At 56.9% G+C, this 13901-nt stretch carries 16 protein-coding genes; 10 read left to right on the top strand and 6 right to left on the bottom strand.

The window, feature by feature from the left end:
- Positions 1-33 precede the first annotated feature (33 nt).
- A complete protein-coding gene (locus QRN20_RS17535) occupies positions 34-267 on the bottom strand; it encodes a DUF1127 domain-containing protein (protein WP_025993782.1) in 234 nt (77 codons plus the stop codon).
- Between the two features lie 453 nt (positions 268-720).
- On the opposite strand from QRN20_RS17535, the gene QRN20_RS17530 reads away from it, so the two are divergent.
- From QRN20_RS17530 to QRN20_RS17520, 3 genes are all read left to right on the top strand, one after another.
- A complete protein-coding gene (locus tag QRN20_RS17530) occupies positions 721-1851 on the top strand; it encodes a hypothetical protein (RefSeq protein ID WP_122415093.1) in 1131 nt (376 codons plus the stop codon).
- Positions 1848-2879, top strand: a complete 1032-nt coding sequence (locus QRN20_RS17525) for a glycosyltransferase family 4 protein (protein ID WP_285360874.1) — start codon at positions 1848-1850, stop codon at positions 2877-2879. Before QRN20_RS17530 ends, QRN20_RS17525 begins: the two co-directional genes overlap by 4 nt.
- Before the next feature lie 88 nt (positions 2880-2967).
- Positions 2968-3822, top strand: coding sequence for a LysR substrate-binding domain-containing protein (locus QRN20_RS17520; protein ID WP_029243881.1), 855 nt, complete (start codon positions 2968-2970; stop codon positions 3820-3822).
- On the opposite strand, the gene QRN20_RS17515 is transcribed toward QRN20_RS17520, so the two are convergent.
- Positions 3812-4558 carry a sulfite exporter TauE/SafE family protein gene (locus tag QRN20_RS17515; protein ID WP_162868413.1) on the bottom strand — a complete coding sequence of 249 codons (747 nt, stop codon included), beginning with the start codon at positions 4556-4558 and terminating at the stop codon, positions 3812-3814. The genes QRN20_RS17520 and QRN20_RS17515 overlap by 11 nt on opposite strands.
- Positions 4559-4761: 203 nt before the next feature.
- On the opposite strand from QRN20_RS17515, the gene QRN20_RS17510 reads away from it, so the two are divergent.
- The 3 genes from QRN20_RS17510 (at position 4762) to QRN20_RS17500 (ending at position 7749) form a co-directional block, all read left to right on the top strand.
- Entirely contained in the window at positions 4762-5235 is a 474-nt protein-coding gene (locus QRN20_RS17510) for a MarR family winged helix-turn-helix transcriptional regulator (protein ID WP_025993787.1), read from the top strand.
- Between the two features lie 1049 nt (positions 5236-6284).
- Positions 6285-6704, top strand: a complete 420-nt coding sequence (locus tag QRN20_RS17505) for an organic hydroperoxide resistance protein (protein WP_285360869.1) — start codon at positions 6285-6287, stop codon at positions 6702-6704.
- Positions 6705-6729: 25 nt separating this feature from the next.
- Positions 6730-7749 (top strand): alpha/beta hydrolase, encoded by a 1020-nt coding sequence (locus tag QRN20_RS17500; protein WP_058431708.1) that lies wholly within the window; start codon positions 6730-6732, stop codon positions 7747-7749.
- 78 nt (positions 7750-7827) lie between these two features.
- Here the strand turns inward: QRN20_RS17500 and QRN20_RS17495 are convergent, their stop codons facing one another.
- Complete coding sequence (locus tag QRN20_RS17495) at positions 7828-8397, bottom strand: elongation factor P (RefSeq protein WP_003373297.1); 570 nt, start codon at positions 8395-8397, stop codon at positions 7828-7830.
- A gap of 99 nt (positions 8398-8496) precedes the next feature.
- A complete protein-coding gene (earP, locus tag QRN20_RS17490) occupies positions 8497-9630 on the bottom strand; it encodes an elongation factor P maturation arginine rhamnosyltransferase EarP (RefSeq protein ID WP_285360868.1) in 1134 nt (377 codons plus the stop codon).
- Between the two features lie 163 nt (positions 9631-9793).
- On the opposite strand from earP, the gene QRN20_RS17485 reads away from it, so the two are divergent.
- The 3 genes from QRN20_RS17485 to QRN20_RS17475 all read left to right on the top strand — a co-directional run bounded on the left by QRN20_RS17485 (position 9794) and on the right by QRN20_RS17475 (position 10988).
- Entirely contained in the window at positions 9794-10180 is a 387-nt protein-coding gene (locus tag QRN20_RS17485; protein ID WP_043304267.1) for a hypothetical protein, read from the top strand.
- A 3-nt stretch (positions 10181-10183) separates the two neighbouring features.
- On the top strand, positions 10184-10666 hold the full coding sequence (locus QRN20_RS17480; protein WP_058431706.1) for a GreA/GreB family elongation factor: 483 nt from the start codon (positions 10184-10186) through the stop codon (positions 10664-10666).
- A gap of 115 nt (positions 10667-10781) precedes the next feature.
- Positions 10782-10988, top strand: a complete 207-nt coding sequence (locus QRN20_RS17475; RefSeq protein ID WP_025993849.1) for a hypothetical protein — start codon at positions 10782-10784, stop codon at positions 10986-10988.
- A gap of 243 nt (positions 10989-11231) precedes the next feature.
- Here QRN20_RS17475 and QRN20_RS17470 read toward each other — a convergent pair whose 3' ends face one another.
- Entirely contained in the window at positions 11232-12509 is a 1278-nt protein-coding gene (locus QRN20_RS17470; RefSeq protein ID WP_029241110.1) for an aromatic amino acid transport family protein, read from the bottom strand.
- Between the two features lie 316 nt (positions 12510-12825).
- On the opposite strand from QRN20_RS17470, the gene QRN20_RS17465 reads away from it, so the two are divergent.
- The gene (locus QRN20_RS17465; protein ID WP_029241111.1) at positions 12826-13446 is read left to right on the top strand and encodes a TetR/AcrR family transcriptional regulator; all 621 of its coding nucleotides are present in this window, start codon (positions 12826-12828) and stop codon (positions 13444-13446) included.
- A 52-nt stretch (positions 13447-13498) separates the two neighbouring features.
- On the opposite strand, the gene QRN20_RS17460 is transcribed toward QRN20_RS17465, so the two are convergent.
- On the bottom strand, positions 13499-13831 hold the full coding sequence (locus QRN20_RS17460; protein ID WP_004884102.1) for a ComEA family DNA-binding protein: 333 nt from the start codon (positions 13829-13831) through the stop codon (positions 13499-13501).
- Positions 13832-13901: the final 70 nt, after the last annotated feature.

Raw genomic sequence — 13901 nt, 5'->3', positions numbered from 1 at the left:
AACCTTCACGCTAGCCGATTCAAGCCTGTCTTGTCAGCGACTCATGGGATCATCCCAGAACGGACGTTCGGTCTCCTGTTGAATATCGGCCCGGCTAAGACCCAGATCTTTCAACGCGCCATCACTCAGTTGTGCCAGAAGACGGCGCTGGCGATGCAGCTCCTGCCAACGTAAGACGTGATTTTTCATCGACTGCAGCACCTTGCCAAGCGGCGACAGCAGCGACGATCTGGCGACCAGTACATAACCCTTTTGACCTTTCATCATCTTGCCCTCCATGTGGGGATGACTGAAGTCTCGCGCCGGGCCCGAGATCAATCCAACGAATGTTTCTTATGTGAGGCATTCGCAGGGTTGATGCATCGATACTGACAAGCTCTCTATTGTGAACACTCGCCCCCTTACCGTACTTTTATAACTGCCAGACCTGTCCTTTAAACTCATTAAACCCTTCGCCATAGCAACAAACATCCTTTAAACCTCATCCCGGCCCGATCATCGCAAAACCGAATAAAGCCTCCGTTGACAGTCACTTCTCGACTTCTACTATTAAAGAGGCTTATTCATGAAAACTTAACGCCCCTGCGCACGTCGAAAGGATCGTTTAATTCCAGACACACCGACCTGTCGAAATCACGTTAAACCACCTCTATCACGCGGACCTGTTCAATGGAGGATTCTATAAGCACCCCGTAACACGGAGCCTTTCAGGAGAAACACATGGGCATTGACGCCACTAGAATTCTGTTCAACGCAGAACCGTTCGGGTTCGGTCCTTCCGCAGCAATCGCAGCGATTGCACCGTACTTCCTGGGAAGCGGCCCCCACGCCTACGCAGGTGAACAGCACTCGCTGGATTTGCAGAAGCACCTTCCCTATCAGACCATTTTCAATATGACCGGTCACGGCCTCGAAGACTGGGACAACACGATATCCGGTTTCGATATTGTTATAACCGCCATGGACCTTGATATCGCAAACCGATCTTTATCGATGGGCAAGCGAGTCGTCTTTTACGACGCACTGACCTGGCATTGGCATGCCGAAACACAATGGCCCGGCATTGAAGCGCTGATCCACCATCCCCGCGCACTCTATATTGCCCAAGACTTCATAGGTGTACGCGAACGCCTGGAAGACATAGAGCCGAGCCACTATTCAATCGTCCCTCCCATGACCCACCCGGTGAATGACTGCCAGCGAAAAAGCGGCTCAAATTTTATTCTGCTGAATCTCGGCGGACTGAAGAACCCTTATACAGATGACGCGCTGCTTATCGACTTTGCGCGCGCGATCACCTTCGCCCTGCGTCAGGCTATTGGGCGTGGGATGAAACTTCACATTGCCACCAGCGAAACGATTGCAAACGCACTCGAATCAAAAGACGCCGCCCCTTGCTCTCCCGAAGACGCGTCCCGGATGTTGCGAGACTGCACGTTCGCAGTTTGCACCCCGGGGCTGGGCAATATCTATGAATCGGCAGCCGCGCAGACACCGGTCATATGGCTCCCACCGGTCAACGACACACAAGGCCGGCAGTTGGCCCACCTGCGCAACGCGGGCCTGGTTGACGCGGAGCTGAGCTGGGAAATGCTGGGCATCCCCATCGACTACACAGCCCCTCTGCAAACCTGCCTGGATAGCATTGGTGATGCGATTTCAACGCTGGGAAGCCCGGAGCGGCGTGCCGCACTGGATAAAGAAATGGCAGACGCAGTGACCTATATCGGCAAGTGCAAAAAGGGCAGGACTTTTCCACTGATCGAGCGCTTCGGCAGCGGCGGTGACGCAGTCGCCGCCCAAAAAATCAAGGAATGGATAGAGACCTCCGGCCAAGGAGATTGCCAGTGAAAATCGCCCAGATCGCCCCCTTGTTCGAGGCCGTCCCTCCCCAATATTACGGGGGTACGGAGCGTGTAGTGTCCTACCTCAGTGAGGCACTTGTTGCATCAGGTCATGAGGTGACGCTGTTTGCCAGCGGTGACTCGATAACATCTGCCGAGCTGGACGCGGTCTGGCCCTCCGCGCTACGGCTCGACTATGGAAACCATGACGCTCTCGGCCCGCATCTGGTCATGCTGGAGCGGGTAAGACGTCGTGCCCATCAGTTCGATATCCTTCACTTCCATCTGGATTTTTACCCTTTCTCCCTGTTCAGCCGCCAACCCACGCCTTACGTGACCACCCTGCATGGCCGCGTGGATACACCGGAACTGCAACCTGTCTTCGGCGCATTTGCTGCCATGCCCTTCATTGCGATCTCTGACGCTCAACGTAATGATCTGCCATCCGCCAACTGGGTGGGCACGGTCCACCACGGCCTGCCTGAACAACTCCATGTCCCCCTGCAAATGGAAAGGAAGTACCTGGCTTTTCTGGGGCGCATTACGCCCGTGAAGAGAGTGGACGCAGCGATTCGTATTGCTCAACAGTGCAACATTCCCATCAAAATCGCCGCCAAGATTGATGCCATCGACAGGGCCTACTTTGAACACCACATACGTCCCTTGTTTGATTCACCTATTGTGGACTACGTCGGTGAAATCGACGAACACGAAAAGACTGCCTTCCTGTCCGGCGCCCTGGCACTGCTGTTTCCCATTGACTGGCCGGAACCTTTCGGGCTGGTGATGATAGAAGCCATGGCGTGCGGCACACCGGTGATCGCCTTCCCCTTCGGTTCAGTCCGTGAAGTGGTAGAAGACGGGGTAACCGGCTTCATTGTGGAGAATGAAGCGCAGGCTGTAGCAGCCGTGCATAAGGTTGACCAGTTGTCTGCCCTGCGGATCAGAGAGCAGTTCGACAAGCGCTTCACTGCACGGCGCATGGCCGAAAAATATGTGCTTGCTTACCAGTCGCTGATTGAGCGGTCTCGGTGAGATGAGGGGTAATGGCGGAATACAGCGTTCAGGCTTAAGATCAGCCTGAAGAATGTTTCCTCATCGACCCATCCGGGAGATTGATGCATTGGCCAATTATCCAAGCATCGACACAGAGCTGCTGCGCACCTTTGTCGCCATCGCTGATCACGGCGGTTTCACCAAGGCAGGCGACGCAGTCAACCGTACCCAATCAGCGGTCAGCATGCAGATGAAGCGACTCGAGGAGGACATCGTCCAGCGCTCGCTGTTTCGCAAGGACGGCCGCACCTTGAGCCTGACAGCCGAGGGCCAGGTGCTACTCGGCTACGCGCGCCGCATCCTCAAGCTGCACAGCGAAGTGTTCAACACGTTGCGCGAGCCGCACATGGTGGGCGTGGTGAAGATCGGCTCGCCCGATGATTACGTGATGCGCTTTCTGCCCGGCATCCTGTCGCAGTTCGCGCAGGCTTATCCACTGGTCCAGGTCGAAGTGCACTGCGAGCCATCGGACATGCTGCTGCAACGCCATGACCTGGACCTGACCATCGTGACGCGTCAGCCCGGAAACGAGATCGGCCAGTTGCTGCGTCGCGAGCATCTGGTGTGGGTAGAGGCCGAAGGGCATGCACCCCACGACCAGACGCCCATGCCGTTGGCGATGTTCAACACGCATTGCTTTTGCCGGGAATGGGCCTGCAATGCACTGGACACCCTCGAGCGTGAATACCGGATCGCCTACAGCAGTGCCAGCATGTCGGCGATCATGGCGGTGGTCGGTGCCGGTCTGGCCGTCACGGCACAGTTGCAGAGCCTGATCACGCCGGATCTGCGGGTCCTTGGCGAAGCGGAAAACCTGCCGCAACTGCCGGTCGCCAGCGTGGTGCTGTTGCGCAACACAAAAAACCCCTCGCCCATCACCGAATGCATGGCCGATTACATTGCCGAGGGCTTCAGACTTTGAGCGCGAGGATCACCGCGCACAGCACCAGAAACACGCAGAACATCAGGCGCAGGGTCCGCTCCGGCAGCGAATGCGCCAGCTTCACGCCCCAACTGATACTGGCCAGTCCGCCGATAGCCAGCGGCAGGCCTATCGACCAGTTCACATGGTCATGCAACGCGTAGGTCACCAGCGTGATGCCCGTGCTGGGCGCCGCCAGAGAGAGCGCCAGACCTTGCGCCACGACCTGAGTGGCACCGAAGGCGCTGGTCAGGATCGGCGTCGCGATGACCCCGCCGCCCACCCCGAACAGGCCGCCGGTGACGCCGGAACCGACGCCCAGCATCCACAGTCTGTTCTCGTGACGCAGTTGCGTGCTCGCCTGCTCCTTGCGCCAGAACATCTGTGCAACGTTGAACCCGGTCAGGACGACCAGAAAGCCGATGAACCCCAGCCGCATGCCTTGAGGATCAAGGCGAACCGCCAACAGGGAGGTCAGCCAGGCAAAAATGAAACTGGGAATAATCAGCATCAGGGCGTTGCGCAACAGAATCCGGTTGCGCTGGTTGTAGCGCCACAATGCGAGCAACACATTGGGCAAGACCATCAACAACGCGGTGCCCTGCGCCAGTTGCTGATCCAGTCCGAACAGCACGCCCAGCGCAGGAATCGCCACCAGACCACCGCCGATTCCAAAGAGCCCGCCCAGCGTGCCCATTGCCGCGCCCAACAACACAAACATTACAACGTCGATCACGCCACATCCCCAACCAGTCAATGGCCAAATGCTACGCAGTCTTGAACGTGACGCAAACAACGAAAACGGGTAACGCTACTTTTTTCCGGTTCCTGCGAGCCATTGCGTGCGCAGGTCTCAAGACCACATCAGTGGAATTATCTGGCGCATTAAAGATCGCAACACTAAATTAAGCGCTCCTTCACAACGCATTAGGAATTCCCATGGACGCCGATGCCAGTACTACTCCCGACGCCTCCGCCGATTGCGACTCGCTGCTGCTCGACAATCAGTTGTGTTTCGCCCTGTACTCCACTTCGCTGATGATGACCAAGGTGTACAAGCCCTTGCTTCAGGCGCTGGGGCTGACCTATCCGCAATACCTGGCGATGATGGTGCTGTGGGAGCAGGACGGCCTGACTGTCGGCGATGTGAGCACGCGTCTGCTGACAGATCCGGGGTCGCTGACGCCACTGCTCAAGCGTCTCGAAGGTGAAGGCTTTATCAGCCGCACGCGCAGCAAGGAAGACGAGCGCGTAGTGCTCCTGCACCTGACCGAGCAGGGCCGTGCTCTGCAGCAGAAAGCGACGACCGTACCGGGATGCATTCTGTCAGCCAGTGGCCTGAACATGGATCAGCTGCGCGAGTTGCAAGGCAAGCTGCTGGGTCTGCGCGGACATCTGCACGACAGCCTGTGAAGGGCATCCGCTTGAAACATGACAACATTTGAACCCGCCGAACCATCGACCCGATGAACCCGACCATCACCCTGCGGGAGCGTCGGCATTTGATCCCGGTCGAGCCCGTCGCACCGCGCTGATCGTTATACACAAGTCTGCCTTGACACTGATCGTGCCCATCGCTTCGCGTGGGCATGCCGCCCGTGACGCTCCGCGTCACAAATGGTACAGACTGCGGATTAAGTGAGCCGAGCGCATGAGGTGGATAACGCTGGAGCTTGGGCGCGCATCTGCGCCACATTCAAGAGCGTCCTGAGCGGCATTCCCACGCGGAGCGCTCATCGTTATACACAAATCCGCCTCGACACTGATCGTGCCCATCGCTCCGCGTGGGCATGCCTCCCGTGACGCTCCGCGTCACAAATGGCACAGACTGCGGATTCAGTGAGCCGAGCGCATGGCTCAGGTCACCTTTTCGCCCCTCGGCGACTCACTTTGACGGAGCAAAGTGAGCAAACTCCTTCGCTCCGGTTCCGGCCCCGGCTTCGCCGCGGTTCCTTCGTCCTGACACTGATTCGGGGGTCGCTGCAAATGGGCCATCCATGGCCCAGTGCAGCTCAATCGGCATCCATGCCGATTGCCCCCCGAATCAGCGCCAGGACTCAGCCTTCACCCACGTCGCAATCGGCGGTGTCCGCACTATCGCGCAAAAAAGCACGGCAGTGCCGCTGTCTCACTGGATGGCCAGATGACTTGTGTATAACGATGAGCGCGGAGCGTAGGAACGATCAGAGTGATCTCAAGCACGCCGATCATGCCCATGCTTGCGCTCAGCCCTATACCCAAATACTGCTGCAACCACGGACCCTGTGGGAGGCGATCATTCATCCATAAAAGTGCTTCAAGCCCCATCTATACGCATACCTCCTCTCGCCCTTTCTGCTCACATCCTCATTCTTTTCAAAAATTAACTTGCGCGCAAAGTATCGTCGGGATACATTCACTTCGCAATTAGTTAGCGCGCAAGTATTTAGCGCAGAATTTTAACCTTTTGAGGACCAACACCCATGAACACTCTCTACACCGCAGTTGCAACCGCCACCGGTGGCCGTGATGGCCGTGCTGTTTCCAGTGACAAAATTCTCGACGTCAAGCTCGCGACCCCGAAAGAACTCGGCGGCGCGGGCGGCGAAGCCACCAATCCTGAGCAGTTGTTTGCCGCCGGTTACTCGGCCTGCTTCATCGGCGCACTGAAGTTCGTCGCCGGTCAGAGCAAGCGCAGCATCCCGACCGATGCCTCGATCACAGCCCATGTCGGCATCGGCCAGATCCCCGGCGGTTTCGGTCTGGACATCGACCTGCACATCAGCCTGCCAAGCCTGGAACAGGCCGACGCTCAGCAACTGGTCGATGCCGCACACCAGGTCTGCCCTTACTCCAACGCCACCCGTGGCAACGTCGATGTGCGTCTGCACGTGACCGTCTAAACCCTTACTGCCACAGGAATCGAACATGAAAACCTTCAGCAAAGTCTTGACCGGTACCCTGCTCGCCCTGTCTGTCGGCAGTGCATTTGCCGCAGGCGATTCGGGTGTGGAACACAACACCCAGGCCTTCCTGGATGCCCTGAACTCGGGCACTGGCAAGCCTATCGAGCAGCTGTCGCCCAAGGATGCCCGTGCGGTATTGGTCGGTGCTCAGTCCGGCGTGAAACTGACCCTGCCAAAGGCCGACGTCAGCGAGAAGACCATCAAGGTCGACGGGCAGTCCATCAGCCTGAATATCGTGCGCCCTGCAGGTGCCAAAGGGACCTTGCCGGTCTTCATGTTCTTCCACGGTGGCGGTTGGGTGCTGGGCGACTTCCAGACTCACGAACGACTGGTTCGGGATCTGGTAGCAGGCTCCGGTGCGGTGGCGGTGTTCGTCAATTACACGCCGTCTCCTGAAGCGCACTACCCGACTGCCATCAATCAGGCCTACGCCGCCACCCGCTGGGTGGCCGAGCACGGCAAGGAAATCAATGTCGACGGCAAGCGTCTGGCGGTGGCCGGTAACAGTGTCGGCGGCAACATGGCGGCAGTCGTGGCGTTGATGGCCAAAGAGAAAGGTACGCCTGCTCTGCGTTACCAGGTGCTGCTGTGGCCGGTCACCGACGCCAACTTCAACACTGCGTCCTACGACCAGTATGCGGAAGGCCACTTCCTGACCCGCAACATGATGAAGTGGTTCTGGGACAACTACACGACCGACGCTGCGCAGCGTAACGAGATCTACGCATCGCCGTTGCGTGCCACGACTGAACAGTTGAAAGGCCTGCCACCTGCGCTGGTTCAGACAGCCAGTGCCGATGTACTGCGCGACGAAGGCGAAGCCTATGCCCGCAAACTGGATCAGGCTGGTGTGCCGGTGACTGCAGTTCGCTACAACGGCATGATCCACGACTACGGTCTGCTCAACGTTGTCAGTCAGGTTCCGGCTGTTCGCTCTGCGATGCTGCAGGCGTCCGAAGAACTGAAAACACACTTGAAGTAACCGCCGCGGTCAAATCGCAGGCAAAAAGAAACCCGCATCGCTGCGGGTTTCCTGCGTAACGGGGTTACAAAACCATGCTTACTTTGCACGGCCTTTGTAGGAACCACCTTCACGGGTATCGATCTCGATCATGTCGCCGATTTCGATGAAGTCAGCAACGCTCAGCTCGGTGCCGTTCTTCAGTTTGGCAGGCTTCATGACCTTGCCGGAAGTGTCGCCACGCGCCGAACCTTCGGTGTAGTCAACCTGACGCACGATGGTGGTCGGTAGCTCTACGGAAACCAGACGCTCGTCGAAGAACACGGCTTCGCAAACGTCGGTCATGCCTTCTTCAACGAAAGGCAGAACGCTTTCGATGTCTTCGGCGTTCAGTTCGTACATGGTGTAGTCAGTGGTGTCCATGAACGTGTAAGTGTCGCCGCTGATGAAGGACAGGGTCGCTTCCTTGCGGTCGAGGATCACGTCGTCCAGCTTGTCGTCAGCGCTGTAAACGATCTCGGTCTTGTAACCGGTCAGCAGGTTTTTCAGCTTGGTCTTCATGATCGCGCTGTTACGACCGGACTTGGTGAATTCAGCTTTCTGAACCAGCCAAGGATCGTTTTCCAGACGGATCACAGTACCGGGTTTCAGCTCTTTACCAGTTTTCATTGCATATATCCGAATTTGGATTGAATTAACCAAAGGCTCTGTACGAGAAATGGCCTGCGCAGGCACTTTTCGTACAGAGCCTTACATCAAGGCCGCGTATCATAGCGAATTTACATAAAACTGCACCAGCGCTGCCGCAAGATCAGTCCGGGATGCCTGTTCGTCACACCATTGCTCGGCATGACCTTGGACTTCAGGCCAATGGTTTGAGAGCAACTGCCAGCTTTCGCTCAGTGCCTGATTGGCATTCCAGGCCTGCCAGAATGCATTGAGCGCCTGACCGGCCGCAGGCGAAAGCCCCGCCAGATAAAGCTCGAGGAAGGCGTCAAGCTTGGGCAGATGAGCGTCGCCTTCCTGCTGATAGATGTGCCACAGCATCGGCCGGCCTGCCCACTGCGCTCGCACGAATGAATCTTCGCCGCGCACCACATTGAAATCGCAGCACCACAACACTCGGTCGTAATCTTCCTGCCTGACGAACGGCAGCACCTGAACAGTGAGCGAGCCTCGGTGCAGCACCTCACCGACCTGAAAATGATCAACGCCCAGCCACTGGCGCAGGTCGCCCAGAATGCGTCCTTCAGGCACCAGTAGGTGCGTGGCATGCGAATCGCTGGAAAGCGCATCCAGCCAACTGCCCAGCGCCGGGTTCTCGTAGGCAAACACCGAGATCAGGCGCGCATCGGTCCGCGGCTCGACACCCAGACGGGAGAGAAAATCCAGTCGTGTTTTGCTGTCGTGCTGAAAGGCTCGACGCTGTTCGATCAGAGCGCGCTCACGCAGCAAGCCACCCGTGGCGTCGCGAAAACCGGGGAAGAAAAAGAATTTCTTCAAACCGCTGGACTGCAGAGATGGCAGGCCATGGCAACCGGTGACCCATTCTTCGGCGCTGAGGTAGTCGAGATTCAGCCATACCGGACGTGGTGAGCGTTGCAGCATCGCGTCGGTATAAGCCGCCGGGAGACGACATGCAAAAGCCTCGATCACGCCCTCCGGAATGTCTGTATTCACCCACTCCTTTGGCCAGTGACAGACCTCGACACCTTCATGCCACTGTTGCGCGACCTGAGCATCTGCCTGCGGACACAGGCGAGCGAATGCCGACAAATCATCGATCCACAAACGTATCTTCAGCCCATGCTCGGCGACCAGTTGGCGAGCCAGTCGCCATGTCACGCCGACGTCGCCGTAGTTGTCGACGACGCTGCAAAAAATGTCCCAAGAGGCTTTCATCCTGGCTCCCTGAGGCAGAGTAAGAAAAAGTGCGATTGTCCTTCAGAACACCCCGCCTGCACCAGACTGAAGCCTTCGCGACGGCTCGCCGGATGTACGATTGTCATCCACACTCTTCAGGCATGGCACAATCACACTGTGCCCTCTCGCCAGGAATTCAGCCATGCCGTCCCACATCCGCCGTCGCGAACTGTCTGTCTCCGTGAAGTTGATTATCTGTATCGCTCTGGGCATCTGGCTCGGCGCGATGGCGGTGGGCCTGACCGGCTGGCTGGTCTACAAAAGCCTGCCCCCGGCGCAGACCATGGCGCTGGAAAAGGCTGCTGCGCAACTGACGGCCCCGCCCGCACCACAGGTAGAACCGGAAACGGCCATGTTCCGCAAGTACGAGCAAAGCCTGCGTGAAAGCGAAGCACGCCAGGCGCGCGAGCAGGTTCAGGAACAACAGCAACGCAACTTCAGCCGCTCCAAATGCGATTTCTGGATGCAGCAGGACCGTACCGCGCCGAGCGAAAAAAGCCGCGCCAGCATCAATGAATACTGCGGATAACCCATGGACAAGCAGGACGTTTTGCAACGCATCACCGAAAAACTGAAAGTCGATCTGAACATTGCACAACGGGCGGCCCAAACCGCCTATGAAGCTGCGACACACGAAGAAAACATCGCCGAAAACAAGTACGACACGCTGGGGCTGGAAGCGTCTTACCTGGCTGCCGGACAGGCCAGGCGAGTGGAGGAAATCCGTCAATCCCTCAAGTGCTACGAGGCCTGGTCGCTTAAAAGCTTTGATGAATCATGTGGTATTCAGGTTGGTGATCTGATGACGATCGAGAATGGTGCAGGTCAGGTGCAATACCTGTTTCTGGGGCCTGATGCTGCGGGTCTGAAGGTTCAGGTGGATGACCAACTGATCACCGTTATCACGCCCCATGCGCCGCTGGGACAGCAGCTGTTGGGCAAGTTCGAGGATGACACCGTGCAGATTGTCATCAACGGCAGCCAGCATTGCTTCGAGATTACTCGAACCTTGTAACCCGACCGGGTTGATCAGGGTTGATCACGCCAAGTTTTTATGGGTAAGGTGGCACTGTCGCAGTACTCGGGGCTACATCAAAGCAAGCAAGGACTCACACCCAAGGAGATTTTTCATGACGAACGTCATTGCATTCCCTGACGCCCATGAACGTGATCGCCTGAAGTCCAGTCAAGATCCGGCGTTGAGGTACCTGAACAAAAAAGAGCGACTGCTGATCGATCAATTACGTTCGACCAGCCACGCGGGACGTCAGTACGTGTACGACTACGCGAGCATCATGCACCTGTCCAGACCGTTACATCCGGAGCCTGTCGACTGAGCGCATGACCTGCGACTGAAGAAAAAAGCATTTATTTGAAGCGCTCGGGGCATCCGCAATGGAGCTCCGAGTATCTCTGCGAGCCCCGAAAACCGGGCACTACGCATATTGCACGTCCGGTCTGAGCGCACACCGGACCGTTCCTTATCGAATTATTTAATTGCGACCGTCATCAATACGTTATTACGCTCATCATCAGACGAAGGGCGCAGATGACTGCGCCCACCCTGTCCGGGCCGATGACTATTGAACCAGCGAATAGACCAATGCGGTGATGGCGACTACGCCTGCAGCTACAACGAAAACGTTGGACAGCTTGCCCGCGTACTGACGCATGGCGGGAACCTTGTGGATGGCATACATCGGCATCAGGAACAGCAGCGCCGAGATGATCGGACCGCCAAGCGTCTCGATCATGCCCAGAATGCTTGGGTTCAGCGTTGCCACAATCCAGCACACCACCAGCATGAACGCAGCGGTCACGCGATCCAGCACCTTGGGCGCAGGACGACGACCCGTTTTGACTATCAGACCTTTCAAGCCCTCACTCGCACCAATGTAGTGGCCCAGGAACGACTTCGAGATGGCCACGAAGGCAATCAGTGGCGCGACGAATGCGATAGTCGGGTTGCTGAAGTGATTGGCCAGGTAAGACAGAATCGAAATGTTCTGGGCCTTGGCTTCGGCCAGCTGAATCGGCGACAGGGTCAGGACGCAGCTGAACACGAAGAACAGCACCATCACCACCATCAAACCGTGAGCACGCGCCAGAATCTGCGAACTGCGGACTTCCGCGTTCTCGCCGTACTGGCGTTTCTGGTCAACGGCGAAGGCCGAAATGATCGGGGTGTGGTTGAAGGAGAACACCATCACCGGAATGGCCAGCCACAGCGTGGGCCAGAATGCCGAAGCTTCGGGCAATGTGGTGGCGGTGCTCAGAATGCCGCCGGTCCAATGCGGAATCAGGAACACGGCGAGGAACAGCAGCGCAACGATGAAGGGGTAGACCATCAGGCTCATGGCCTTGACGATGAATCGCTCCCCGCAACGCACTACAGCCAGCAGGCCGACGATCAGCAGCAACGCCAGAATGGCACGCGGTGGCGGTTCCAGATGAAGCTGATGCTCAAGAAAGCTGCCTACCGTGTTGGTGAGCGCCACGCTGTAGATCAGCAGGATCGGAAAGATCGCAAAGAAATACAGCAGAGTGATCAGCGCACCGGCAGCCTTGCCGAAATGCTGCTCGACCACTTCAGTGATGTCGGCGCCTTCACGTCCAGACAGTACAAACCGCGTCAGGCCTCTGTGCGCGTAGAACGTCATCGGGAACGCCAGCACCGCCAGAACCATCAAGGGCCAGAACCCGCCAATGCCCGCGTTGATCGGCAGGAACAGCGTACCTGCGCCAATGGCAGTCCCGAACAGGCCAAGCATCCAGGTGGTGTCGTTGCGATTCCACGCAGTGACGCTCGCAGGTTTTACATCCAGACGTTCTACGACGCCATTTGCCTGATCATTCATCCGGTGGACTCTCCGTGGCCGGTTAATCAAAAAGGGAAACGCATCGAAAAAACCTGGCAGTCAGCGCTTCCCTCGAAAACAGGGGCCGGATTGTCCGGGATTACAGCGAGAAATCAACGTTTTTTGTCCGACAGTTTTGTAAACACGACGCTGCAGCAGGTACGCCAACATGACTCGAGACTCTGCCAAAACTTCTTTGGAAGCCATGGCGATGCCCCTGAAATGCTGGCCAAAGCGACTCAAAACCTTTGCTGCATCGTTTCATCTATGTATAAAGGCTCTGTAACATTCCGGCCACTTCCTGGAGACTCGGCGCATGCGTTACGCGCTTGATCGTAAAGCTCAAACCCACCAGCGGATTGTCAAGGAAGCATCCGTACGTTTTCGCCGGGATGGCATAGGCGCGACTGGCCTTCAACCTTTGATGAAATCGCTAGGGCTGACACACGGTGGCTTCTACGCGCATTTCAAATCCAAGGATGACCTCGTCGAGCAGGCCTTGAGGCTGGCTGTCGATGAAGCGAAGGCGTTCACTCGCGAGACATTCACCGGACCGGACTCGCTGAGCGAGTTCATTGATGTCTATCTGTCCAGCCCCCACCGCGACGAATCCGGCACCGGCTGCCCGTTGCCGAACATGTGCGCCGAACTGGGTCAGCTGAATCAGCCCAGTCCGCTGACTGACGAAATCATCATTCATTTGCTGGATGCGTTCGACGAAGCTCAGCAAATCGAAAATCCCGAACCCAAAAGCATGCTGGTTCTGTCGAGTCTGGTGGGCGCCCTGATGCTGTCTCGCAGCGTGCATGACAAACAGCTGTCGGAACATATTTTGAAAGTTACCCGAGAGCATGTGAAACTTCATATCAGCAAACAGGACACCGCTGAAGTTCCTCTTCAGTCTACAGTGACTGACGAAATACCACTGAATACGTGATATAAAACAGGCCGATGCAATATCGGCCTGTTTTCAGTTAGCGAAACGCGGTTTACTCAACCGTCAGTTTATCCCTGTTCTTTTCGAGAATAGACTTTCCGATACCTTTGACTTCGATCAATTCGTCGACGGATGTGAACTCGCCATTACTTTCACGATAGGCCACGATCGCATCTGCCTTGTTCTTGCCAATACCAGCCAGTTCCTTTTGGAAGGTTTCCGCATCGGCCTTGTTGAGGTTGACGAGGTCAGTGCGTTGCTCCTGCACCGCTACTGAAACCGGGGCTTCGGCAATGACCGGAGTGGGTGAAGGTGCTGCGCTGACAGCGACCGAGGCGCTGGTGAGCAAGGCAAACATCAGGGAAGAGAAAAAGGCGGTTCGCATAGTTAACGCTCCATAACAGTTTAAGGCAGCTTTCCGAAGCTGCGCTCGAAACTTAGGGCGAGCGTTATTC

Origin of the sequence: Pseudomonas sp. fls2-241-TYG-175, from assembly GCF_030209155.1 — a bacterium.
Lineage (GTDB): Bacteria > Pseudomonadota > Gammaproteobacteria > Pseudomonadales > Pseudomonadaceae > Aquipseudomonas > Aquipseudomonas viridiflava.
Note: the sequence above shows the minus strand (reverse complement) of the source record. Positions and strands in the feature narration are given on the sequence as shown.

Bases quoted from the DNA above. Each gene is read 5' to 3' on its own strand.
- QRN20_RS17535 (WP_025993782.1), bottom strand. From the start codon at position 267: ATGATGAAAGGTCAAAAGGGTTATGTACTGGTCGCCAGATCGTCGCTG.
- QRN20_RS17530 (WP_122415093.1), top strand. From the start codon at position 721: ATGGGCATTGACGCCACTAGAATTCTGTTCAACGCAGAACCGTTCGGG.
- QRN20_RS17510 (WP_025993787.1), top strand. From the start codon at position 4,762: ATGGACGCCGATGCCAGTACTACTCCCGACGCCTCCGCCGATTGCGAC.
- QRN20_RS17505 (WP_285360869.1), top strand. From the start codon at position 6,285: ATGAACACTCTCTACACCGCAGTTGCAACCGCCACCGGTGGCCGTGAT.
- QRN20_RS17500 (WP_058431708.1), top strand. From the start codon at position 6,730: ATGAAAACCTTCAGCAAAGTCTTGACCGGTACCCTGCTCGCCCTGTCT.
- QRN20_RS17495 (WP_003373297.1), bottom strand. From the start codon at position 8,397: ATGAAAACTGGTAAAGAGCTGAAACCCGGTACTGTGATCCGTCTGGAA.
- earP (WP_285360868.1), bottom strand. From the start codon at position 9,630: ATGAAAGCCTCTTGGGACATTTTTTGCAGCGTCGTCGACAACTACGGC.
- QRN20_RS17485 (WP_043304267.1), top strand. From the start codon at position 9,794: ATGCCGTCCCACATCCGCCGTCGCGAACTGTCTGTCTCCGTGAAGTTG.
- QRN20_RS17480 (WP_058431706.1), top strand. From the start codon at position 10,184: ATGGACAAGCAGGACGTTTTGCAACGCATCACCGAAAAACTGAAAGTC.
- QRN20_RS17475 (WP_025993849.1), top strand. From the start codon at position 10,782: ATGACGAACGTCATTGCATTCCCTGACGCCCATGAACGTGATCGCCTG.
- QRN20_RS17470 (WP_029241110.1), bottom strand. From the start codon at position 12,509: ATGAATGATCAGGCAAATGGCGTCGTAGAACGTCTGGATGTAAAACCT.
- QRN20_RS17465 (WP_029241111.1), top strand. From the start codon at position 12,826: ATGCGTTACGCGCTTGATCGTAAAGCTCAAACCCACCAGCGGATTGTC.
- QRN20_RS17460 (WP_004884102.1), bottom strand. From the start codon at position 13,831: ATGCGAACCGCCTTTTTCTCTTCCCTGATGTTTGCCTTGCTCACCAGC.